The following is a 22,716-nucleotide window of genomic DNA, read 5'->3' on the forward strand; positions in this document are numbered from 1 at the left end:
GGATGCGGCCGGCCCCCTAGGATCGTCGGTGTGGCAACGCCACGGCGCGGGGCCGGCGCCCCGCCGCACGCCGACGGAGGACCTCGATGAGCGACCAGCAGCCCCCCACCCCGGAGCAGCCCGCCCCGCCGTCCGGCACCGCCGCGCCGACGCCCCCGCCCCCGCCCTCCCCGTCCGCGCCTCCGAGCCAGCCTGCGCCACAGCAGAACCCGTACGGCGGGTGGACCACCGCGTCGACGTACGCGTCCGGCCCTGCCGTGCCCGAGTCGGTGCCCTACGTCGAGGCCCACTTCGGCCCCGTCGCGTCGTTCGGCGACCGGGTGCTCGCCCTCCTCGTCGACGTCGGCCTCTCGTTCCTCCCCTTCCTCCTGATGCTCGGCGGGATCCCCTTCATCGTCGCCGGGGCGCCGGACCGCACCGGGGTCGACGAGTACGGGATGACGACCTACGGTGACACCAACGGCGCGCTCATCGCCGTCGGCATCGGCGTCATGGTGCTGTTCTGGTTCGTCGGCGTCGGCTTCCAGCTGTGGAACCGGGTGTTCCGGATGGGCCGCCGCGGCCAGAGCATCGGCAAGTCGGTCGTGGGCCTGCGGCTCGTTGACGCCCGCACCGGCGCCCCGATCGGCGCCGGCAGCTGCTTCCTGCGCGAGCTGGTCAGCGGCGTCGTCAACGGTGTCGTCTACCTGTCCTACCTCTGGATGCTCTGGGACGACAACCGGCAGACGCTCGCCGACAAGGCCGTCCACTCGACGGTCATCAAGGTCCCGAAGGCCTGACCCCTCCGGGTCGAGGTGATGGGCGACCTTCCGGCGGTCGGGTATCACCTCGACCCGTCTTGGGCCGTGGCGGCGGCGGGGCCTCCGGTGACGCCCGGGAAGTGCCGAGGTCCGCGACCGCGCTGCCGCTAGGGTGAACGCGAGCCGGCAGCCGTCGGCTCCCTGACGACGGAGGACCCATGAGCAGCAGCACGCCCCCGCCCCCGCCGCCCCCGCCCGGTGGGAGCTACCCGCCCCCGCCGGAGCCCGAGGAGCCGAGCGACTCGTCGGCCACCGGTGGCTACCCGCCGCCCCCGCCGCCGCCCGGTGCCGGCGGTGGCTACACCGCGCCGCCGAGCATGCCCATCCCCGGCGGCTCCCCCGCCGGTGGCCTCGGCGGCAACAACACGAAGGCGGTCATCGCCCTCGTCCTCGGCATCGCCGGACTCGTCTTCGCCATCTGCTGCTCGATCGTCGGGCTGCTGCTCGGCATCGGCGGCGCCGTCCTCGGCTACCTCGCCAAGCAGGAGATCGGCCGCACCGGCCAGGCCGGTCGCGGTCTCGCCCAGGGTGGGTTCGTCACCGGCATCATCGCCGTGGTGCTCGCCCTCATCCTGATGGCCCTCGGTGCGGCCAACGTCGCCGCGAACCTCTCCAACTGAGATGACGACCCCCGTCGGCGGTCTCGGTCACCTCTCGCCACGCGTGTGGTGGGGGGCGGCCGGGGTCGCCGTCGCCGGTGGGGCGGCGTGGCTCGCCACCCACTCCCCCTACGAGGCCGGCCACTACCCGGGGTGCGTCCTCTACTCGGCCACCGGCCTGTACTGCCCTGCGTGCGGGGGGACGCGCTCCACCTACGAGCTGCTGCACGGTCACGTCGGCGCCGCGTTCGAGCGCCATCCCCTCGTGCCGCCGCTGTACCTCGCGGTCGCCCTGTACCTCGGCTACCGCCTGGTGCGCGCGCGCCAGGGGCGCCCGGTCCGCACGGTCGTCCCGAACTGGCTTCCCGTCGCGATCGCCCTCGCGGTGCTCGTGTTCGGCGTGGTGCGCAACCTGCCCGGCGCCGAGTTCCTCTCCCCCGCGTAGTCGCGCCGCCTGCCGACAGGCACGCGAGGGCGGTCTCGGCTCGTCCGGCGGCGTCGCTCCTGGCACGAGCCGGGTTCGCGGGCAGACGGTCTCGTCGTGCCCGTGGACGACGACGCCCCGCACCGACGAGCGGTGCGGGGCGTCCCCGTGGGTGGTGCGACGTCAGTAGCGGGGCGCGTTGCTCGCCGCGTAGAACTCCGAGGACTCCTTGCGCCACAGCAGGTACACGATGTACCCGCCGAGGGCGATCTGCACGACGCTCAGGACGCGCGAGAGCGTCGGGGACGCCTGCGTGAGCCCGGCGAGGAAGGACAGGAGCGAGAGACCGAAGAGGATCGTGGCGACGATCCGGGCCCACGACTTGCCCTTGCCGTTGGCCCAGGCCATGAACAGCCACAGGCCCGCACCGAGCAGGCCGAGGACGACCGCGAAGGCGATGCCCACGGTCACCGTGGTGTCGACGAGCGCCTGGTCGACGGTCTGCCCGGAGTCCTCGAGGGTCTTCACGACCTGCTCACGGATGTCTCCGGCGAAGAGGAAGCTCAGCAGCAACGTCACGATCGACAGGGCCGCACCGACGCGCATGAGCAGGACGGCGGTGTCCATCGACTTCGGGCGCGTCACCGGACCCGTCTGTGGGGCGTAGCCATACGCCGGCGCGGGCGGCGGTGCGCCGTAAGGGTTCTCGGCCGGGGCCGGGGTGCCGTACTGCGGGGCGCTGCCTCCGGGCGGCGGGGGCGTGCCCGGGCCGGTGGGCGGGGGCGGCGGGTACTGGTCGGACATCGTCGGTCTTCCTCCTCGCGAGCGGCGACGGCGGTCGTCGGTGGACCGCGATCCCCTCGATCGTGGCACACCGGCGCCCGCGCCAGCCGGAGCGACGGGCCGGACCGGCCTGTCCCGCAAGCCCCCGCGTCAGCGGCGACGCCGGCGCGCGACCTCGTAGAGGGTGACCCCGGTGGCGATGCCGGCGTTGAGCGACTCGACCGCCGAGCTCATCGGCACCGACACGATCTGGTCGCACGTCTCGCGCACGAGCCGCGAGAGGCCCTTGCCCTCCGAGCCGACGACGACGACGAGCGGCTCGGACGCCAGCTCGAGGTCGGGCAGCTCGACGTCACCGTCCATGTCAAGGCCGATGACGAAGAACCCGGCCTTGCGGAAGTCCTCGAGCGCCCGCGTGAGGTTGGTGGCCTGCGCGACCGGGATGCGGGCCGCGGCGCCGGCGGAGGTCTTCCACGCGCTGGCGGTCATCCCGGCCGAGCGACGGCTCGGGACGACGACGCCGTGGCCACCGAACGCGGCGACGGAGCGGACGATCGCGCCGAGGTTGCGCGGGTCGGTGATCCCGTCGAGGGCGACGACGAGCGGGATGCCCGGCTGCTCGGGGTCGACGAGGTCGCGCGGGTCGGCGTACGCGTACGGCGGGACCTGGAGCGCGAGGCCCTGGTGGACGGCGCCGTCGGTCAGCCGGTCGAGCTCGCCCCGGGGCGTCTCGAGGATGGGGATGGAGCGCTCGGTCGCGGTCTTGATCGCCTCGCGGACGCGGTCGTCGGAGTCGATGCGACCGGCGACGTACATCGTCGTCACCGGGACGTGCGCGCGCAGCGCCTCGACGACGGAGTTGCGCCCGGCGACGACCTCGCTCGAGGCGGCCGACTTCTTCGGCGAGCGCTGCGGCGGACGGCCGCCGCCCCGCTTCTCGGCGGCCTTGGCCATCTTGTGGGCCTTGTGGTTCGGGCGGTCGCCGGCCTTCGGGGTCGGGCCCTTGCCCTCGAGGCCGCGGCGGCGCTGGCCACCGGAGCCGACGGTGGAGCCCTTCTTGTTGCTCTTGCGCACGGCGCCGCGGCGCTGGGAGTTGCCGGCCACGTCAGTCGCCCTTTCCTCGGATGATGGTCCACCGCGCTCCGGCGGCGGTGTCCTCGACGGCGATCCCCGCCGCGGTCAGCGCGTCGCGGATGGCGTCGGCGGTCTCGTAGTCGCGGGCGGCGCGGGCCTGGGCCCGGGCGGCGACGCGGTCGGCGACGAGCGCGTCGAGCGCCGCCGTCATCTCGTCGGACTCCGACCCACCGGCGGCCCAGTGCGGGTCGAGCGGGTTGACGCCGAGGACGTCGGCCATCGCGACGACCTGCCGCGCGATGGTCGCGGCGTCGTCGTGGTCGCCGTCGTCGAGCGCGGTGTTGCCGGCACGGACGGCCTGGTGCAGCGCGGCGAGCGCGTCCGAGACCCCGAGGTCGTCGTCCATCGCCTCGCGGAAGTCGACGGGCAGCTCGGCCGAGCCGTCGGGGACGAGGGTGTCGACACCGGGCAGCGCGCGCCGCAGGAAGCCCTCGATGCGCTCGACGGTGGCGGTGGCCTCCTCGATGGAGCCCTCGTGGTACTCGATCGTCGAGCGGTAGTGCGCGGCCGTCAGGTAGTAGCGCACGGCGAGCGGCCGGTGCTCGCGCACGACCTCCGAGACGCGCAGCGAGTTGCCGAGCGACTTGCTCATCTTCTCGCCGCCCATCGTCACCCACGCGTTGTGCAGCCAGTAGTTGGCGAACCCGAGCCCCGCGGCGCGCGACTGCGCGACCTCGTTCTCGTGGTGGGGGAAGCGCAGGTCGACGCCGCCGCCGTGGATGTCGAAGGTGTCGCCGAGGTACTTGCGGGCCATCGCGGAGCACTCGAGGTGCCACCCCGGGCGGCCGGCGCCGTAGGGGGTCGGCCACGACGCGGTCGCGGGCTCGTCGGCCTTGCGGCCCTTCCAGAGGGCGAAGTCGCGCGGGTCGCGCTTGCCGCGCGGGTCGGCGTCCTCGGCGTCGGACATGTCCTCGACGCTCTGGCGGGTCAGCTCCCCGTAGCTCGGCCAGCTGCGCACGTCGAAGTACACGTCGCCGGAGTCGTCCGCGGCGGCGTAGGCGTGCCCGGAGCCGACGAGGGTCTCCATCAGCTCGACCATCTCGGGCACGTGGCCCGTCGCGCGGGGCTCGTACGTGGGCGGGAGCACGCCGAGCGCGGCGAGCGCCTCGGCCGTCTCGATCTCGTTGCGGTAGCTGAGCGCGAACCACGGCTCGCCGGCCTCGGCCGACTTCGCGAGGATCTTGTCGTCGATGTCGGTGACGTTGCGGATGAGCGTGACGTCGTAGCCGTGCCCGACCGCCAGCCAGCGCCGCAGGACGTCGAACGCGACGGCGAAGCGGACGTGCCCGATGTGCGGCGGCGCCTGCGTCGTGAGCCCACAGATATAGATCCCCGCCTTGCCGGGCACGACGGGGACGAAGTCACGCAGCTCGCGCGTGAGGGAGTCGAACAGCCTGAGGGTCACCCTCGACAGGCTACCGGCCGGGTCCCGGGCGCCCCGCATCGCGGCAACCGCCCGGAACTTCCGCGACGTCACCGTGATGACGCGGTTCTTCAGCCCGGACGCGGATGCATCCCCGTCCGGGTGGAACTTCCGCGCCGTCACCGTGACGACGCGGATCCTCGACGGCCTCGCCGGCCGGGGCCTGTGGATGACGCGCCGGGCGTCATCGCCGAACCGGGCACGATCGGTCGATGTCCGACCGACTCCTGGCCCTCGCCACCGCGCAGCACGGCGTCGTCTCGAGCCCGGACGCCACCCGGCTCGACGTCGACCCCAACGCTCTCGCCGCGCTCGTCGACGCCGGGACGCTCGTCCGGGTCCGGCGCGGCGCCTACGTCCTCGGCACGGTCTGGGCACCGGCCACGCCCGAGCGTCGCCTCGACCTGCGCACTCGGGCCGTCCTCCACGCGCGGGGCCGGCCGCACGAGGCCGCGACCCACCAGAGCGCCCTCGCCGTCCACGGGCTGCCCCTGCACGACGTGCCCCTCGACGTGGTCGACGTGTGCGGCACCGTCACGCGGGTCCGCCGCGCGAGCGGCCTGCGCATCCATCCGACAGCCGACCTCCCCGTCGAGACCGTCGACGGCTGCCGGACGGTCCCCGTCGACGTCGCCCTGGCCCAGCTCGCGCTGCGCGGGGGACGCGATGCGGTCGTGGTGGCGACCGACCGGGCGCTGCACGACGGGTCCTGCGACCTCGTGCGGGTGACGAGCCTCGTCGAGCAGCTGGCCGAGTCCCCTCGCCGGGCCACCCGCGCACTCCGGTGGATGTACCTCGCGGACCCGCTCAGCGAGTCCGTGGGCGAGACCCGGACCCGCTTGATGCTCATCGACCTCGGCCACGACGTGCGGTCGCAGGTCCGCATCGCCGACGGGCGCGGGGCCGTCCTCGCCCGGGTCGACCTGCTCGTCGAGGGCTGCGTCGTCGTCGAGTTCGACGGTCTCGTCAAGTACGAGGGGGCCGAAGGACGAGCCGCGCTCGCCGCCGAGAAGGTGCGCGAGGACCGACTGCGGGCCCTCGGCTACGAGGTCGTGCGCCTCACCTGGGCCGACCTGGCGAGCCCGCAGCGGGTGGCCGCCCTCGTCCGGGCCGCGCTCGACCGCGCGGCGGCTCGTGGGCTGCTGCCCGGGCCCTGAGCATCCGCGTCGTCACAGTGATGACGCGGTTGCTCCGTCCGGACGCGGACACATCCCCGTCACGGACGAGGTTCCGCGCCGTGACAGTGACGGCGCGGAACCTCGCGGTGAGCCGGCGGGTCAGTGGCCGCGGTCGAGCCACTCCTGGAGGTGTGGCGCCTCGTCCCCGATGGTCGTCGCGTCGCCGTGGCCGGTGAGGACGACGGTCTCGGGCGGCAGGGAGAGCAGCCGGGTGCTGATCGACCGCACGATGGTCGGGAAGTCGCTGTGCGAACGACCCGTCGCGCCCGGCCCGCCCTGGAAGAGGGTGTCGCCGCTGAAGAGCACCCCGAGCGACGGCGCGTGGAGGCAGCAGGCCCCCGGCGCGTGGCCGGGCGTGTGCAGCGTGACGACCCCGACGTCACCGACGGTGAAGGTCGTGCCGTCGGCGAGGTCCTCGTCCGGCGCCTCGTCCTGGCTCATGTCCCACAGCACGCGGTCGTCCGGGTGCAGCCAGACGCTCGCGCCCGTCTCGGCGACGAGGTCGGGCACCGCGTTGACGTGGTCGTTGTGGCCGTGGGTGCAGACGATGCCGACGACCCGCCGGCCGTCGATCGCCTCGAGGATGGCGCGCGCGTCGTGTGCGGCGTCGACGACGAGCACCTCGTCGTCGTCCCCGAGCAGCCACACGTTGTTGTCGACGTCCCACGAGCCGCCGTCCAGCTCGAACACGCCCGACGTCACGAGCCGCTCGACCCGCACCCCGCCCGGCGAGGTCGGGACGCCGTCGACGGCGACCGCCGCGCTCACGCCGACCCGCCCATGACGACGACCGAGCGCAGCACGTCGCCGTCGTGCATCTTCGTGAAGGCCTCCTCGACCCCCTCGATGCCGATCCGCTCCGACACGAAGGCGTCGAGCGGGAAGCGGCCCTGGCGGAAGAGCTCGACGAGCATCGGGAAGTCCCGCGAGGGCAGGCAGTCGCCGTACCAGCTGGACTTCAGCGCGCCGCCGCGCCCGAAGATCTCGATCATCGGCAGCGTCACCTGCTGCTCCGGCGTCGGCACCCCGACGAGCACGACCGTGCCGGCGAGGTCGCGCATGTAGAACGCCTGCTCGTAGGTCTCGGGGCGCCCGACCGCCTCGACGACGACGTCCGCGCCGTGCCCGCCGGTCAGCGCCCGGACGGCCTCGACGGCGTCCTCGGTGGAGGCGTCGACGGTGTGCGTCGCGCCGAGGTCCTTGGCCCAGGCGAGCTTCTTCGCATCCACGTCGACCGCGATGATGGTCGTCGCGCCGGCGACCTTGGCGCCGGCGATGGCCGCGTCACCGACGCCGCCGCAGCCGATGACCGCGACCGAGTCGCCGCGGCCGACCCCGCCGGTGTTGACCGCCGCGCCGAAGCCGGCCATCACCCCGCAGCCGAGCAGCCCGACCGCGGCCGCGTCCGCCTCGTCGACCTTCGTGCACTGGCCGGCGGCGACGAGCGTCTTCTCGACGAACGCCCCGATGCCGAGCGCCGGCGAGAGCTCCGTGCCGTCGGTGAGCGTCATCTTCTGCGTCGCGTTGTGCGTCGCGAAGCAGTACCAGGGCTTGCCCTTGCGGCAGGCGCGGCACTGCCCGCACACGGCCCGCCAGTTGAGGATGACGAAGTCGCCGGGGGCCACCTCGGTGACGCCCTCACCGACGGCCTCGACCCGGCCCGCGGCCTCGTGGCCGAGGAGGAAGGGGAACTCGTCGTTGATCCCGCCCTCGCGGTAGTGCAGGTCGGTGTGGCAGACCCCGCAGGCCTCGACGACGACGACGGCCTCGCCCGGCCCGGGGTCGGGGACGACGACGTCGACGAGCTCGACGGGGGCGCCCTTGGCGCGGGCGACGACGCCCTTGACGGTCTGCGGCACGGTTCCTCCTGGGTGGGCGGTGCTGGGTCTCGCCACGCTAGCGAAGGCCGGACGTCGACGGCAGTGCCGAGGGGGGTGGGGCCCGGGGGCGGGCCGCCCGCGGGCGACCGATGCCCCTTTCCCGACGGGCAAGCCGACGTATCCTGCGGACATGCCGTACCCGGTGTTCGACGACGTCATCCACGAGCCGCACCGCCTGCGGATCTGCGCCTTCCTCGTGCCCAGCGCCGGACGAGAGTTCGGCGAGGTCCGCGACGAGATCGGCCTGTCGGACTCCGCCCTGTCCAAGCACCTCAAGGCGCTGTCGGGCAAGGGCTACACCCGGCTCGAGCGCGGGTCGCGCGAGGGGCGCCAGGTGACGACCGTCGTGCTCACCGGCGCCGGCCGTGACGCGCTCTGCGGGCACGTCGCGGAGCTCCAGCGGATGGCCCGCATCGTCGGGGCCGACCGGCGCGTGCAGGGCGGCCCGCGCGGCCGCTGACCCTCCGGGCCGAGCGCCATCCACCGTTCGCTGCAGGTTCTCGCAGAACCCCTCGCCACCGTCGGCGGCCGAACCTACACTCGCGGCATCCGGGCCGGACCACAGCGCCCGTCGCACCTCTCGGGAACCATCGTGCGCACGACCCGCCGCCTCGGCCTGCTCCTGACGACGCTGCTCGTCGCCCTCCTCGCCACCACGCCCACGGGCGCCGTCGCGGCCCCCACGGCCGACGCCCCGCCCGGCCCGGTCACCGGGCTGACGCTCACGCCGCTGCGCGACGGGGTCGGCCTCGCCTGGACGCTGCCGCCGGACGCCGACCTGGCCGAGGTCGTCGTCCGCCGCGCGGCGGGCACGACCGCTCCGGCCACGCCGACCGACGGCACGCAGGTGGCGAGCGGCCTGCTGACGCAGTGGAGCGACACCGGCCTCGACTTCGTCGACACCTGGTCCTACTCGGTCTTCGCCCACGACGCCGCGGGCCAGTGGTCCGCCCCGGTCTCGGTCACGGGCGCCACCCTCGACCTGCCCGGAGCCTCGCTCACCCACTCCACGACCGCCTCACAGGTCTCCCTGGAGTGGGGCCTGCCGACCGACGAGCGCGTCGCCGGGCTGCGCATCGCCCGGATCGGCTGCAGCGACCCGTGGACGGAGACCTCCCACGTCGACGTGCCCCGGCCCACGTCGTCCTGGGCCGACACCGGGCTCTCCCCCGGGGTGCAGTACTGCTACGACCTGCGCACCTACGACCAGGACGGGCGGACGCAGCGCACCCCGCGCCGGGCGGCGTTCAAGACCCTGTTCATCGACCCCGTCACGGACCTGACCGCCACCGTCTCCGGCACCACCGTCAGCCTCCGGTGGACCCTGCCGACCAACCCGGCGCCGGCGGAGGTCGTCGTCTGGCGGCAGGCGCCGAGCTCCTCGCCCGTCGAGGTCTACCGGGGCCGCGGGACCAGCGTCGTCAACCGCAACCTCCTGCCGGAGCAGCACTACCTCTACACGGCCAACGCGATGACCGCGGACGGCAAGGCCTCACCCCTTGCGTCGGTCGGGGCCACGACGGTCCACACCTGGACGCGCGCCACCGTCGCCCCGATGACGGGCTCGCCCCAGCACGTCCAGTGCCCGCGCACGTCGTGGTGCCTCTCGACCGACGCCTCGAACCGCTACCAGGTCCTCGGGAGTAGCGGCTGGTCGAGCCCGGTCGCCATCGACCCGGCGGTGGAGTCCGGCCCCACGGAGCTCTCGTGCCCGGTCGTGGGCTGGTGCCTCGCCGCGTCGGCGGACGGCGTCCGCCAGTACACGCGGAGTGCGTGGCAGCCGCTGTCCTCGGTGCCCCAGCCGCCGGCCGGCACGACGGTGACCGCCCTGACCTGCACCTCGCCCACGTGGTGCGTCGCGATGACCACCGGCCCCCGGGCGACGGTCTACGACGGCACCCGCTGGAGCGCCCCCACGTACCTCTCGAGCCTGCGCGGCGTCGACTTCCTCGACGTCTCGTGCCAGGTCGCCGGCCGGTGCTTCGCCGTCGGACGGTCCGCGACGAGCGGCTCGGCGTGGCGCGCGAGCCTGGTCAGCGGCCGGTGGAGCACCGCCGCGCTCGACACGGCGGGCCGAGGCGTCGACGAGGTCGACTGCCCGACCAGCAGCTTCTGCATCGCCTCCAGCGCCTACGGCACGTGGACGGTCGCCGGGACGACGTGGAGCGCCAAGCGCGCCGCCTCCACGTCCAACGCCGAGCGGGCGGTGACCTGCGCCTCCGCGTCGACGTGCATCGGGATCGACGGGGGCGGCCGCGGCGTGCGGTGGAACGGATCCTCCTGGGGCTCGGCCACCCGCTTCGTCGCGACCGGGGTGACCCTCACCTCGCTCTCCTGCCCGAAGGGCGCGACCCCGTGCACCGGGGTCGACGACCGCGGCGGCGACTACCGTTGGAGCACCGCCGCCGGCTGGCGACGGATCGGCACCTTCGACCTCACCTCCGGCGGGCTGACCCGGGTGTCCTGCCCGTCCGCGACGAGCTGCATGGCGATGGACCAGCGCGGCTGGTTCTACCGCTTCGACGGGACGAGCTGGCGCTCGCCGAGCAAGCCCCTCACCGGCCCCGCGGAGCTCGACTGCGCGGCGTCCGGCTTCTGCCTCGCCGTGGAGTCCATGCCGCCGGCGCGCTACCGCACGCTGTCGAGCGCCGGCACCTGGTCCTCGGTGCGCGCTCTCTCCGGTGCGTCGCAGCTCGGCAGCCCCCACTGCTACTCGTCCACACTGTGCATGGTCATCGACATCGACGGCCGGGCCTGGCAGTGGAACGGGACCTCTCTCGTGCTGTCCGGCACCCCCTTCAGCGGCACCGCGGACGGAGGGTGGGACGTGCGGGTGCGCTGCACGAGTGCGACCTTCTGCATCGCGGTCTCCAACGGCGGCTGGTGGTCGCGGTGGAACGGCACCACGTGGCGCACCCGTGCCCACCTGCCCGGGGCGCTCGCCGGCGCCGGCACCGTCGTCATGGACTGCGCCACCGGCTCGATGTGCCTCGCCGTCGTGGACTCCGGGGCGACCGCGCGGTACGACGGACGCGACTGGACCGAGCTGACGCTCAACGGCCGGACCCCCGGCGCCCGGCTGGCGGACCTGTCCTGCTCGGGGGTCACCACCTGCCTCGCCGTGCACCCCTACACGAACACGACGGGCCCGGTCCGCTGGACCGGCGACGGCTGGGAGGACGCGGGGCCCTACGGCCGCGAGACGTACGGCGACAGCGTCGACTGCCCCACGGCGCGCCGGTGCGTCGTCGTGGGGCCGGTCGAGGCCCTGTGGACGGTGGACCCGGCTCCGGTCGGCTGACCGACGTCGCGACCGGACGGAGCGCAGAACCCCTGTGCCGCAGCCGGTCGGCCCTCTACACTCACGCCATCCGGGCCGAGCGACAGCGCCCGTCGCACCATCCCGGGGGACCCACCGCGTGCGCACCACCCGCCGTCTCGGCCTGCTCCTGACGACTCTGCTCGTCACCCTCCTCGTCGGCGCACCGACCGGCGCCCTCGCCGCGCCGACGGTCGACGCGCCCCCGGGTCCGGTCACCGGCCTGTCCCTGCTGCCGCAGAGGACCTCCGTGGCCCTGGGGTGGACGCTGCCGACCGACGCGGACCTCGCCGAGGTCGTCGTCCGTCGCCTCCCGGGCACCACCGCCCCGGCGACACCCACCGACGGGACGCAGGTCGCCTCGGGGCTCATCTCGCGCTGGAGCGACCTCGACCTGGACTGGGTCGGCACGTGGTCCTACTCGGTCTTCGCACGCGACGCCGCCGGCCAGTGGTCCCCGCCGGCGTCCGTGACGGGGGCCGCCCTCGACCTCTCGACGTCCACCGTCGTGGCCACCCCGGCGAGCCGGAGCATCACCCTGTCCTGGCGGCGCCCGCTGGACGCGCGCCCGGTCGGCATGCGCATCGCCGTCGTCGACTGCGCGGATGCGGGGACGGTCCTGCGCACCGTCGACGTCGCGCTGCCCACCACCTCCTGGGTCGACGGGGGCCTCGCCCCCACGACCAGGTCCTGCTACGAGGCCCGCAGCTACGACGTCGACGGCCGGCTCCGCCGGGTGCCGCAGCGCGTCACGGCGACCACCCTCCCCGTGGACCCGGTGTCCGGCCTGACCGCGACCGCGGGCACGACGTCCGTGCGGCTCGACTGGACGCTCCCGACCGACCCGGCCCCGTCCGCGGTCGTCGTCCGGCGGGTGGGGGACGACGGCGTACGCACCGCGATCCATCGTGGGCTCTCGACGACCTTCACCGACACCGGCCTGGACGTGGAGCGCTCGTACTCGTACTCGGTCGCCGCGGTCTCGGACGCCGGGGCGGAGTCGCCGGCGCGCGAGGTCACGGCGCGGACGACCGTCGGCTGGGCCCACGCCACCCTGGCGCCCCCGTCCGGGGGACCCCAGGACGTCGAGTGCCCCCGGACGACGTGGTGCATGGTGCTGGACCGCAGCAGCAGCTACCTCGTGCGCACGTCCACGGGCTGGTCCGCACCGGTGACGATGGCCCCGGGGACCTCCCAGTCGGTCACCTGGCACCTGTCGTGCCCGGTCGTCGGATGGTGCCTGGCCGTCGGGGAGGACGGCGCCCACGAGTACACGCGCGGCGCGTGGCGGTCCGCCGCGGACACACCGCAGCCCCCGGTGGGGACCGAGGTCCGCAGCCTCACCTGCACGTCCCCCACGTGGTGCGTCGCGCTGACCACCGGACCCCGCGCGACCGTCTTCGACGGCACCCGGTGGAGCACGCCCCAATACCTCTCGTCGCTGCGCGCCACGACGTTCTTCGACGTCGCCTGCCAGGCGGCCGGGCGGTGCGTCGCCGTCGGTGAGTCCGACGGCGACGGCTCGGCGTGGCGCGCGACGCTGGTCGGCGGCCGGTGGAGCACGGCGAAGCTCGACGGACCGGGTCGGTCGATCCGCCAGGTCGAGTGCCCGACGAGCAGCTGGTGCATCGCGTCCGGCGCCTACGGGACGTGGACCGTCTCCGGGACCACGTGGAGCGCCCGCCACGAGCCCACCCTGGCCAACGCCGACACCGCGCTGGCCTGCGCGTCCGTCTCCACGTGCGTCGGCCTCGACGGGTGGCTGCGGCCGACGCGGTGGACCGGGCGCGGATGGGCGTCGGTCCCGGGCCCTCCGATCGGCAACGGGATGGTCGCCGACCTCTCCTGTCCCCGTGGCGCGACGCCGTGCGTGGCGGTCGACGACCGGGGACGGGAGCACCGCTGGAGCCTCTCCGGCGGGTGGCGGACCGAGGGCGTGTTCGACCCCACCGCCGGCTACCTCACCGAGGTGTCGTGCGCGTCGGAGACCGACTGCCTCGCCTTCGACTTCTACGGCTGGTCCTACCGCTTCGACGGCACCGGGTGGCGTCGGCCGAGCCAGCCGTTCCGCAGCCACGCGACGGCCGACTGCGCCCCGACCGGCTTCTGCCTCGCCGTCGACGACGCGGGCCACTACCGGACGCTCTCGAACGACAACCGGTGGTCTCCGTTGCGGTCGGCGCCGCGCGGCAGCTACCTGCGCACCCCCTCCTGCTCCTCGGCCACCTCCTGCCTGGCGCTCGACATGGATGGTCGCGCCTGGCGGTGGACCGGCTCGTCGATCGTCGCCGCGGGCGCGCCGTTCACCGGGCTGCCCTACCAGGGGTCGGAGTCCGAGGTGCGCTGCACCGCAGCCTCCTGGTGCATGGCCACCGCGCTCGACGGCTGGTGGTCGGTGTGGAACGGCCGGTCCTGGAGCACCCCGCGCACCCTCCCCGCCTCGCTCACCCGGCAGGGCACGGTCGTCCTCGACTGCGCGAGCGCGCGGATGTGCCTCGCCGTCGTCGGCATCGGCACCACCGCCCGGTGGGACGGCAGCTCCTGGACCGTGGTCCCGGGGCAGGACATCGGACCCGGCACCGGGCTCAGCGACATCTCCTGCGTGACCGACGACTGGTGCCTGGGCGTCCACCCCTATACCAACGCATCGGCGCCGGTCCAGTGGCGGGGCGCGGGCTGGTCCGGGGGGACGCGCTACGGACGGGACACCCAGTCGGACGTCGTCGACTGCCCGAGCACGACCGTGTGCGTCGTCGCGGGCTCCCAGGAGGTCACCTGGTCGCGGCGCATCGACCCGCCACCCGTGGGCTGAGGCCGGGCCGCGGCCGGGGTCAGGCGAGCGGGACGACGAGCGCGGTCGCGATCGCGGCGGCCCCCTCGCCCCGACCGGTCAGCCCCAGGCCGTCGGTCGTCGTGCCGCTCACCGAGACCGGCGCGCCGGCCGCCGCCGACAGGGCCGCCTCCGCCTCGGCCCGTCGCGTGCCGACCTTCGGCCGGTTGCCGACGACCTGCACCGCGACGTTGCCGATCTCGAAGCCGGCGGCCCGGACGAGGCGCGCGGCCTCGGCGAGCAGCGTGAGCCCCGAGGCGCCGGCGAGCTCCGGCCGGTCCGTCCCGAAGTGCGCCCCGAGGTCGCCGATGCCGGCCGCCGAGAAGAGGGCGTCGCAGGCGGCGTGAGCGGCCACGTCGGCGTCGGAGTGCCCGTCCAGGCCCCGCTCCCCCGGCCAGTGCAGGCCCGCGACCCACAGCTCACGGCCGGACCCCTCCGGCGCGAGGGCGTGGACGTCGACACCGACACCGACCCGGGGCAGCACGCTCATGCCCCGATGCTAGGCGCCGGCGAGCAGGCGCTCGGCGTGGGCGAGGTCGTCGACGGTCGTCACCTTGAAGGAGCGAGGGTCTCCGTCGACGACGAGCACGTCGTGGCCGAGCAGCTCCACGAGGGCGGCGTCGTCGGTGGCCCCGGCGCCACCGGCGTGGGCGGCCTCGAGCACGTCGCGGCGGAAGCCCTGGGGCGTCTGCACGGCGCGCAGCGTCGCACGGTCCGGGGTGCCGGTGACGACCCCTCGCGCGTCGACCGTCTTGACCGTGTCGACGACCGCGACCCCGGGCACGACCCCCGCCGCACCGGCTCGCACCGCCTCGGCGACGCGTACGAAGACCGCGACCGGGGTGAGGCAGCGCGCGGCGTCGTGGACGAGGACGACGTCACAGGCGGGATCGAGGGCCGCGAGCCCGGCCGCGACGGAGTCGGTGCGCTCCGCCCCTCCGGCGACGACGGCCGCCCCGGCCGGGAGGGTGATGCCCGTCCACGCGGGCGCGGCGGGGTCGGCGAGGTCCGACGGGGCGACGACGACGACCGACCGCAGCCCCGGCAGGCGGGCGACGGTGTCGAGCGCCCAGCCGAGCAGCGGGCGCCCGGCCAGGGGCACGAACGCCTTCGGCATCCCGGCGCCCAGGCGGGTCCCCGACCCGGCCGCGACGACGACGACGCCCACACCGCGCGGGGCGGTGTGGGCGTCGTCGGTCACGTCGGAGCGGCCGCCGGGGCGACCGGGTGCGTCAGGACGCGAGGACCTCGTCGAGGATGGACTCGGCCTTGTCCTCGTCGGTCTTCTCGGCGAGTGCGAGTTCGGAGACGAGGATCTGGCGCGCCTTGGCCAGCATCCGCTTCTCACCCGCGGACAGGCCGCGGTCCTTGTCGCGGCGCCAGAGGTCGCGCACGACCTCGGCGACCTTGATGACGTCGCCGGAGGCGAGCTTCTCGAGGTTGGCCTTGAAGCGGCGCGACCAGTTGGTCGGCTCCTCGGCGTACGGAGTGCGGAGGACCTCGAAGACCTTGTCGAGGCCGGCCTTGTCGACGACGTCACGGACGCCGACGAGGTCGCAGTTCTCGGCGGGTACCTCGATGACGAGGTCGCCCTGCGCGACCTTCAGCTTGAGGTAGAGCTTCTCCTCTCCGCGGATCGTGCGGGTCTTGATCTCTTCGATGCGCGCGGCCCCGTGGTGCGGGTACACGACCGTCTCGCCGACCTTGAAAACCATGTGGTGTTGTCCCCTTTCGAGGCCCCAAGAATACCACGACACGCCGATCCGGCCCAACGGGAACTCGGCACGTTTCCGCAGGTCAGAGGCCTGAAACGGCAATCCACGGGAGAAAATCGGGGGTTGACAGACGGCCCCGCGGCATGCTTCGCGCGTGACGCGGGCGCGCCGTGGGGACGGCCTCCCCGCGCGGCGCGACGCCCGGTCGAGGACGCGCACCGGGACACGGGGCGAGGCGGAACCCGACCCCCCGCTATCCTTGGGCGCGTGACGACCCGCGCCGCCTCCGCCCTCCGGCTCGCCGGACTCGCCGCCGCCACCCTCACGGTCTCCGCCTGCGGCGTCTTCTCGCCGGTCCAGACGGACTACCCGTACATCCCGGCTGACGGCGTGCCCCTCACCATCCCGGGCCTGGACCTGCGCAACCTCGTCATCGTCTCGGACGAGGAGGGCGGTCCCGGCACGATCGTCGGGCAGGCGGTCAACGAGGGTCGCGACCCCGTCGAGGTGTCCTTCTCGCTCGAGGGCTCGTCCCCGACGACCACGACGGTGGCGCCCTACTCCGACGACGCGATCTCCGCCGACGGCAAGGCGGTCACCCTCGCGACCGTGCCGCAGCGCCCGGGCTCGATGGTCCAGCTCGTCGTCACGACCCGGCAGGCCGGGCAGAACGTCGTCCAGGTGCCGGTGCTCCCGTCCGACCGCTACTACGAGGGCCTCGCGCCGAGCCCGTCGGCGACGCCGAGCGCCACCCCGTCGCCCAGCGCCAGCTGACCCCGCGCGCCGGCGCCGCGGGCCCGGCGCGCCGCCCGGCCGGCCCTCAGGCCTCGAACTTGTAGCCCAGGCCGCGCACGGTGACGATGTGCTGCGGCGCCCCCGGGTCGTCCTCGATCTTGGCGCGCAGGCGCTTGACGTGGACGTCGAGGGTCTTGGTGTCGCCGACGTAGTCGCTGCCCCACACCCGGTCGATGAGCTGCCCGCGGGTCAGCACCCGCCCGGTGTTGCGCAGGAGCATCTCGAGGAGCTCGAACTCCTTGAGCGGCATCGAGCGCTGCTCGCCGCGGACGGTGACGACGTGGCGCTCGACGTCCATCCGCACCGGCCCGGCCTCGAGGGTCGTCGGCAGGAGCTCCTCGGGCTCGGCCCCGCGGCGCAGGACGGCCTTGATGCGGGCCAGCAGCTCGCGGGAGGAGTACGGCTTGGTCACGTAGTCGTCGGCGCCGAGCTCGAGGCCGACGACCTTGTCGATCTCGCTGTCCTTGGCCGTGAGCATGATGACCGGCACGTTCGAGCGCTGGCGCAGCGCTCGGCACACGTCGACGCCGGAGAGGCCGGGCAGCATGAGGTCGAGCAGCACGAGGTCGGCGCCCCCGGCGTCGAACTCGCTCAGGGCGTCGTGCCCGTTGTCGGCGACCGAGACCTCGTAGCCCTCCTTGCTCAGGAGGTAGCTCAGCGGGTCCGAGAACGACTCCTCGTCCTCGACGATCAGGATGCGCGTCATGCGGTGCTCTCTTCTCGGGCGACCCCGGCGCCGGGGGCCGGCGCGGTCGCGTCGTCGTCGTCGACCGGGGTGGCCGCGACGGGGAGTCTCATGGTGAACGTCGAGCCGCGCCCCTCCTGGCTCCACACGGTGACCTCGCCGCCGTGGTTGGCGCAGACGTGCTTGACGATGGCCAGGCCCAGGCCGGTGCCGCCGGTGGCCCGCGAGCGCGCGGCGTCGACGCGGTAGAAGCGCTCGAAGATGCGCTCCAGCTCGGCCGCGGGGATCCCCTGCCCCTGGTCGGTGACGGCGACCTCGACGGTCTCGTCGACGCGGCGGGCCCCCAGCCCGACCTTCGTGCCGGGGTCGCTGTAGTTGACCGCGTTGGTCAGCAGGTTGGTCACGGCGGTGACGAGCAGCTCGCGGTCGCCGAAGACGCGCAGCCCGCGCTCGGTCGCGAGGCCGAGCTCGATCTCCTTGGCCTCGGCGGCGACCTTGACCCGGTCGACGGCCTCGACGACGACGGTGCCGAGGTCGACGAGCTCGGGCTCGTGGAGGGTGTCGGCGACCTGGAGGCGCGAGAGGTCGACGATCTCCTGCACGAGCCGACCGAGCCGGGTGGCCTCGACGCGGATCCGCTGCGCGAAGCGCGTCACCGCGACGGGGTCGTCCTTGGCGTCCAGCACCGCCTCGGCGAGCAGCGAGATGCCGCCGACGGGGGTCTTCAGCTCGTGGCTGACGTTGGCGACGAAGTCGCGGCGGACCTCCTCGACGCGGCGCGCGTGGGTGTGGTCCTCGGCGAGCAGGAGGACGTGCGCGACGCCGAGCGGCGCGACGCGCACCCGCATGACGACGCTGCCGTCGGGGTTCGGTCCGCGCGCGAGGTCGAGCTCGGCCTCGCGGATGACGCCGTCGCGGCGCACCTGGCGCGCGAGGTGGCGCAGCTCGTGGTGGACCAGCTCCTGGTGGCGCACGAGGCCGTAGGTGACGGCGGGGGCCGAGGCCTTGACCACCGCATCGGACGCGTCGACGACGACGGCGATGGAGCGCAGGACCGACAGGACGTCCCCGACCCCGCGGGCCAGCGGCGGCTCGTCGACGACGGGCGCGTCGTCGAGGCTGCGCTCGGACCAGCGCGCCGCGAGCACGGCGACGGCGCCGACGACGAGGCCCGCCGCCCCGCCGAGGCTCGCCGCGATGGTCGCATCCACGACGTCAGGGTACGGGGGTCCGCCGACCGCTCCCCGCCATCCGGGGCCCTGCCGCGCCTCCGGACGCCCGAAGTTCACCTCGGCCACGTCTGCGGTTCATCCCCGGGTGGGATGGTTCCCGGGCGACGGCGCGACCGACCGCTGCCGTCGCGCGCCGACGCACCCCCAGCCACGAAGGACCCCAGCCGTGATGCGCAAGGCCTACCACGAGGAGCTCGACCGGATCGCCGAGAGCCTCGTCGAGATGACCCACCTCGCGGCGTCCGCGATGAGCCGCGCGACGACCGCCCTCCTCGACGCCGACGTCAGCCTGGCCGACTCCGTCATCGCCGCCGACGCCGAGATCGACCGGATGCGCGAGCAGGTCGACCTCCTCTCCTTCGACCTCATCGCCCTCCAGCAGCCGGTCGCGACGGACCTGCGGGTCGTCGTCACGAGCATGCGGATGAGCAGCGACATCGAGCGGATGGGCGACCTGGCGCGCCACGTCGCCAAGGTCGCCCGCCTGCGGTACCCCGCGTCCGCGGTCCCGCCGGAGCTGCGCGGCACCTTCCGCGAGATGGGTACCGTCGCCGAGCTCGTCGTCGAGAAGGCCGGCTCGGTCATCGCGGCCCGCGACGTCGACGCCGCCCGGGACGTCGCCCGCGAGGACGACGCGATGGACCGCCTGCACCGCGACCTCTTCACCCACGTGACGGGCGGGGACTGGGCCCACGACACCGAGACCGCGGTCGACGTCGTGCTCCTCGGCCGCTACTACGAGCGCTTCGCCGACCACGCCGTGTCGGTCGCCGAGCGGGTCATCTGGATCGTCACCGGCGAGTGGGGCGACGAGGCGGCCGGCGGCCACGACGAGGTCGGCGAGCACACCGTCGCCTGACCCCCTGACGGGCCGCGACGACGCGGCTACGCTCGAGGCGTGGACGACCAGCGCCGGTCCGTGACGGAGGACTACGCCGAGGAGCTCGAGGAGCTGCACGACCTCGAGGAGGTCGAGGACGCGGCCGGCGGGGCCGGGGCGCCCGCGACCGGCAAGGCGTGGCAGCACGGCTACCCGTACGACAGGAAGCTCCCGCGCGACGAGTACGAGCGGACCAAGCGCCGCCTGCAGATCGAGCTCCTCAAGCTGCAGCTGCACGTCAAGGAGACCGGGGGCAAGGTCCTCGTCATCTGCGAGGGGCGTGACGCCGCCGGCAAGGGTGGCGCCATCAAGCGGTTCATGGAGCACCTCAACCCCCGCGGCGCGCGCGTCGTGGCGCTCGAGAAGCCGACCGAGGTCGAGACGACGCAGTGGTACTTCCAGCGCTACGTCCAGCACCTGCCGAGCGGCGGCGAGATCGTCTTCATGGACCGGTCCTGGTACAACCGGGCCGGCGTCGAGCGCGTGATGGGCTACTGCTCCCCCAGCCAGTACCTCGAGTTCATGCGCGAGGCACCGGAGCTGGAGCGGATGCTCGTCAACTCGGGCATCCACCTCGTCAAGCTGTGGTTCTCCGTCAGCCGGGAGGAGCAGGCCGCGCGCTTCGCCTCCCGCCAGAACGACCCAGTGCGCCAGTGGAAGCTCTCGCCGACCGACCTCGCGAGCCTCGACAAGTGGGACGCCTACACCGAGGCCAAGGAGGCGATGTTCTTCTACACCGACACCGGTGACGCCCCGTGGACCGTCGTCAAGAGCAACGACAAGAAGCGGGCCCGCCTCGAGGCGATGCGGGTCCTGCTCAGCGGGGTCGACTACGCCTCGAAGGACGTCGACCTCGTCGGGGTCCCGGACCCGCTCATCGTCGGCCCGGCCTCGCGCATCTTCGAGCCGGGTGAGCACACCGAGCGGGTCCTCCCGCGGCTCTGACGTCGGCCTGGCCCCGTCGGCGGGTCCGGACCGACCGCTCGTCGCGAAGGGCTGCACACGATCGCGTTCGTGGGTGATCATGGCGGCGTGACGCAGGACGAGGGGGACGGGTTCGAGGGGTTCGTGGCCGCGCGCTGGCCCGCCCTCGAGGCCGTCGCGCTCGCCGCGACGCTCGACCCGGACCGGGCCCGCGCGGTGACGGCGTCCACCGTGGCCGCCCTGCACGGTCGGTGGTCCGACGTCGTCGAGGAGGGCGCGCCGACCGCGGCCGCGCGCACCGAGCTCCTCGCGCGGATGCGGACGCTCGGCGAGGCCGGCGGCACCGCGGTCCCGGAACGGTTGCGCGATGGGGTGCGCGACCCCTCCGCGCCCGACGACCCCGTCCCCGGTGCCCTCCTCGCTGCCCTGGCCCACGAGCCGGTCCCGGTCCGGGCTGCGCTCGCCGCCGGTCCGCTCTGGGAGCTGACCGACGAGGAGGTGGACCGGCTCGTGCCGAACCGCGGCGGCCTCGGCCGGGCGGGACTCGGTCGCGCGCGGGGCGCGGACGACGACACGCTCGCGGCCGCCCGACACCGGCTCCTCGAGGGGCACCGTGGCGCGCTCGCCGCGGCCGGGGCGGCGCCCGCGGACCACCGCCTGGACATCGACCTCGCCGACCTCCTCGACCGGCTCGCCGCCACGCTGCCCGACCCGCCGGACCCCGCCGACCTCGTGCGGGCCCGGGAGCGCGGCGTCCGCCGCCGTTCGCTCGTCGTGGTCGGAGCCCTGGCCGTGGCCGGTGTGGGGGTGGGCGGCTGGGCGGTGGCGTCGCGGCCGACGACCCCTGACCCGGTCGCCCGGGGCCCGCGCCCGGCCCCGTCGACCGCCGGGCCGGACGACCCGGCGTGGGGCTCCGTGGACCGCTGGCCTCCTCGAGGAGCACTCGCGCGGGACCCCGGGGTCCAGGCGATGCTCGCCTCGGACGCCGAGGGTGCCCGGCTGCTCTTCGCCGGGGACGTCGAGGACCGACGGCTCGTCGTGTCGACCGACCCGTCCGTCGACGCCGACAACGGGTTCGTGGTGCGCGCGTGGGGCGGACCGGCGGGGACCGCCGCGTCGCGCCTCACCACGCTCCAGCTCGGCTACAGCTGGGCGGGGGACACACAGGACGCCGTCGGGCTCGCCGTGCAGTCCGGCCGACGCTTCGTGCTGCTCGCGCTGACGCGTCCCGGGGTGCGCGAGGGGCGCTACTCGCTCGTCGTGCGCCCGACCCCCGGGGGCCGGGTCGACCGTACGTGGACCAGCTTCGCCGTGCGCGACGGCGTCGCCACGACCGTCCTGCCCCGGTCACCCGGGCCGGCCGCCCGGCTGCAGCTCGGCGCTCTCGACGGCCCGTTCCCCCGCGAGATGACCGACGACGACATGGTCGTCGGCCCGGGCGGGTTCACCGAGAGCACGGTGGTCGAGCTCGCCGCTGCGTTCGGCGTGCCCCGCCGCTCGCTGGAGGTCGAGCGCACCGGCCACGTCCTCCCGGACGACAGCCTGCGTGACGTCCTCGGGGAGAGGGGGGCGGCCTCTGCGGAGGTCGTCGTCGTGCGGACACCGGACGGGGCCGTCGTACGGTTCGCCTCGTTCCGGAGCGGAGGCGCGGGCGGCGGCAGTGCTGAGTACGGAGACGCGCCCCTCGTCATCCCGGCCTCGGCGGTCCGCGCACCGTACGTCACCCCGCTCATGGGGTCGGACGAGCACCTCAAGTACTTCGTCACCGCCCCGGCGCGCGCCGCGACGGTGCAGCTACGCACCCTGAGCGGGGCGCCGCTGTGCCGTCCGACACCGGTGCGGGGCGGCGCCGCGCTGCCGCGGCTGACGACGGCGTTCACCGGGGGCGACGTGCGGGTGGTGGCGCGGGCGGCGGACGGCCGGGTCCTCTACGACGACGTCCCGCCGCCGGGTCGCGACGTGCTCGACCTCTTCGACTTCTACGACGTGGGCAGCGGCTCGGGCACCTACTACGGGTGAGCCGGGAGCCGGAGCCGGGAGCCGGGAGCCGGGAGCCGGAGCCGGGAGCCGGGAGCCGGGAGCCGGGAGCCGGGAGCCGGGAGCCGGGAGCCGGGA

General features: G+C 74.5%; 21 protein-coding genes. 11 read left to right on the top strand and 10 right to left on the bottom strand.

The genetic code is table 11. From position 1 onward, the window contains the following. The first annotated feature begins 86 nt into the window (after nucleotides 1–86). From KMZ30_RS10905 to KMZ30_RS10915, 3 genes are all read left to right on the top strand, one after another. Nucleotides 87–779: an RDD family protein gene (locus tag KMZ30_RS10905; protein ID WP_215512258.1), complete on the top strand. Its 693-nt coding sequence runs from the start codon at nucleotides 87–89 to the stop codon at nucleotides 777–779. A gap of 179 nt (nucleotides 780–958) precedes the next feature. Next, nucleotides 959–1,420 carry a DUF4190 domain-containing protein gene (locus tag KMZ30_RS10910; protein ID WP_215512257.1) on the top strand — a complete coding sequence of 154 codons (462 nt, stop codon included), beginning with the start codon at nucleotides 959–961 and terminating at the stop codon, nucleotides 1,418–1,420. A gap of 1 nt (nucleotide 1,421) precedes the next feature. Then, nucleotides 1,422–1,844, top strand: a complete 423-nt coding sequence (locus KMZ30_RS10915; protein ID WP_215512256.1) for a DUF2752 domain-containing protein — start codon at nucleotides 1,422–1,424, stop codon at nucleotides 1,842–1,844. 162 nt (nucleotides 1,845–2,006) lie between these two features. Here KMZ30_RS10915 and KMZ30_RS22050 read toward each other — a convergent pair whose 3' ends face one another. From KMZ30_RS22050 to cysS, 3 genes are all read right to left on the bottom strand, one after another. Continuing rightward, nucleotides 2,007–2,627 carry a hypothetical protein gene (locus KMZ30_RS22050; protein ID WP_215512255.1) on the bottom strand — a complete coding sequence of 207 codons (621 nt, stop codon included), beginning with the start codon at nucleotides 2,625–2,627 and terminating at the stop codon, nucleotides 2,007–2,009. A 129-nt stretch (nucleotides 2,628–2,756) separates the two neighbouring features. Next, the gene (gene rlmB / locus KMZ30_RS10925; RefSeq protein WP_207024454.1) at nucleotides 2,757–3,710 is read right to left on the bottom strand and encodes a 23S rRNA (guanosine(2251)-2'-O)-methyltransferase RlmB; all 954 of its coding nucleotides are present in this window, start codon (nucleotides 3,708–3,710) and stop codon (nucleotides 2,757–2,759) included. A gap of 1 nt (nucleotide 3,711) precedes the next feature. Further along, complete coding sequence (gene cysS / locus KMZ30_RS10930; protein ID WP_215512254.1) at nucleotides 3,712–5,145, bottom strand: cysteine--tRNA ligase; 1,434 nt, start codon at nucleotides 5,143–5,145, stop codon at nucleotides 3,712–3,714. 230 nt (nucleotides 5,146–5,375) lie between these two features. Here cysS and KMZ30_RS10935 point away from each other — a divergent pair, with 230 nt between their 5' ends. Continuing rightward, nucleotides 5,376–6,320 carry a type IV toxin-antitoxin system AbiEi family antitoxin domain-containing protein gene (locus KMZ30_RS10935; RefSeq protein ID WP_215512253.1) on the top strand — a complete coding sequence of 315 codons (945 nt, stop codon included), beginning with the start codon at nucleotides 5,376–5,378 and terminating at the stop codon, nucleotides 6,318–6,320. A gap of 120 nt (nucleotides 6,321–6,440) precedes the next feature. On the opposite strand, the gene KMZ30_RS10940 is transcribed toward KMZ30_RS10935, so the two are convergent. Both KMZ30_RS10940 and KMZ30_RS10945 read right to left on the bottom strand, forming a co-directional pair. Beyond that, nucleotides 6,441–7,109 (bottom strand): MBL fold metallo-hydrolase, encoded by a 669-nt coding sequence (locus KMZ30_RS10940; RefSeq protein ID WP_215512252.1) that lies wholly within the window; start codon nucleotides 7,107–7,109, stop codon nucleotides 6,441–6,443. After that, nucleotides 7,106–8,200 (bottom strand): S-(hydroxymethyl)mycothiol dehydrogenase, encoded by a 1,095-nt coding sequence (locus KMZ30_RS10945; RefSeq protein ID WP_215512251.1) that lies wholly within the window; start codon nucleotides 8,198–8,200, stop codon nucleotides 7,106–7,108. Before KMZ30_RS10945 ends, KMZ30_RS10940 begins: the two co-directional genes overlap by 4 nt. A gap of 151 nt (nucleotides 8,201–8,351) precedes the next feature. On the opposite strand from KMZ30_RS10945, the gene KMZ30_RS10950 reads away from it, so the two are divergent. From KMZ30_RS10950 to KMZ30_RS10960, 3 genes are all read left to right on the top strand, one after another. After that, nucleotides 8,352–8,681: a transcriptional regulator gene (locus tag KMZ30_RS10950; RefSeq protein WP_215512250.1), complete on the top strand. Its 330-nt coding sequence runs from the start codon at nucleotides 8,352–8,354 to the stop codon at nucleotides 8,679–8,681. A gap of 132 nt (nucleotides 8,682–8,813) precedes the next feature. After that, nucleotides 8,814–11,522: a fibronectin type III domain-containing protein gene (locus KMZ30_RS10955; RefSeq protein ID WP_215512249.1), complete on the top strand. Its 2,709-nt coding sequence runs from the start codon at nucleotides 8,814–8,816 to the stop codon at nucleotides 11,520–11,522. Nucleotides 11,523–11,640: 118 nt separating this feature from the next. After that, a complete protein-coding gene (locus KMZ30_RS10960; protein ID WP_215512248.1) occupies nucleotides 11,641–14,352 on the top strand; it encodes a fibronectin type III domain-containing protein in 2,712 nt (903 codons plus the stop codon). A gap of 19 nt (nucleotides 14,353–14,371) precedes the next feature. Here the strand turns inward: KMZ30_RS10960 and ispF are convergent, their stop codons facing one another. Genes ispF through KMZ30_RS10970 form a run of 3 tightly spaced genes read right to left on the bottom strand, consistent with a single transcriptional unit; the run spans nucleotide 14,372 to nucleotide 16,085 of the window. Then, nucleotides 14,372–14,860 (bottom strand): 2-C-methyl-D-erythritol 2,4-cyclodiphosphate synthase, encoded by a 489-nt coding sequence (gene ispF / locus KMZ30_RS21660; protein ID WP_215512247.1) that lies wholly within the window; start codon nucleotides 14,858–14,860, stop codon nucleotides 14,372–14,374. Between the two features lie 9 nt (nucleotides 14,861–14,869). Continuing rightward, nucleotides 14,870–15,571 (bottom strand): 2-C-methyl-D-erythritol 4-phosphate cytidylyltransferase, encoded by a 702-nt coding sequence (gene ispD / locus KMZ30_RS21665; RefSeq protein WP_308279640.1) that lies wholly within the window; start codon nucleotides 15,569–15,571, stop codon nucleotides 14,870–14,872. Between the two features lie 31 nt (nucleotides 15,572–15,602). Continuing rightward, the gene (locus KMZ30_RS10970) at nucleotides 15,603–16,085 is read right to left on the bottom strand and encodes a CarD family transcriptional regulator (RefSeq protein ID WP_030528500.1); all 483 of its coding nucleotides are present in this window, start codon (nucleotides 16,083–16,085) and stop codon (nucleotides 15,603–15,605) included. A gap of 267 nt (nucleotides 16,086–16,352) precedes the next feature. Between KMZ30_RS10970 and KMZ30_RS10975 the strand changes: the two genes are divergently transcribed. Further along, entirely contained in the window at nucleotides 16,353–16,859 is a 507-nt protein-coding gene (locus KMZ30_RS10975) for a hypothetical protein (protein ID WP_215512246.1), read from the top strand. A gap of 46 nt (nucleotides 16,860–16,905) precedes the next feature. On the opposite strand, the gene KMZ30_RS10980 is transcribed toward KMZ30_RS10975, so the two are convergent. Further along, nucleotides 16,906–17,586: a response regulator gene (locus KMZ30_RS10980; RefSeq protein ID WP_215512245.1), complete on the bottom strand. Its 681-nt coding sequence runs from the start codon at nucleotides 17,584–17,586 to the stop codon at nucleotides 16,906–16,908. Beyond that, complete coding sequence (locus KMZ30_RS10985) at nucleotides 17,583–18,776, bottom strand: sensor histidine kinase (RefSeq protein ID WP_215512244.1); 1,194 nt, start codon at nucleotides 18,774–18,776, stop codon at nucleotides 17,583–17,585. Before KMZ30_RS10985 ends, KMZ30_RS10980 begins: the two co-directional genes overlap by 4 nt. Nucleotides 18,777–18,966: 190 nt before the next feature. Here KMZ30_RS10985 and phoU point away from each other — a divergent pair, with 190 nt between their 5' ends. From phoU to KMZ30_RS11000, 3 genes are all read left to right on the top strand, one after another. Next, a complete protein-coding gene (gene phoU / locus KMZ30_RS10990; RefSeq protein ID WP_030528496.1) occupies nucleotides 18,967–19,656 on the top strand; it encodes a phosphate signaling complex protein PhoU in 690 nt (229 codons plus the stop codon). A gap of 39 nt (nucleotides 19,657–19,695) precedes the next feature. Then, nucleotides 19,696–20,622: a polyphosphate kinase 2 gene (gene ppk2 / locus KMZ30_RS10995; protein WP_215512243.1), complete on the top strand. Its 927-nt coding sequence runs from the start codon at nucleotides 19,696–19,698 to the stop codon at nucleotides 20,620–20,622. Nucleotides 20,623–20,709: 87 nt separating this feature from the next. Then, the gene (locus KMZ30_RS11000) at nucleotides 20,710–22,620 is read left to right on the top strand and encodes a SigE family RNA polymerase sigma factor (protein WP_215519878.1); all 1,911 of its coding nucleotides are present in this window, start codon (nucleotides 20,710–20,712) and stop codon (nucleotides 22,618–22,620) included. Nucleotides 22,621–22,716 lie beyond the last annotated feature (96 nt).

Source organism: Phycicoccus mangrovi (assembly GCF_018729305.1).
GTDB lineage: Bacteria > Actinomycetota > Actinomycetes > Actinomycetales > Dermatophilaceae > Phycicoccus > Phycicoccus jejuensis.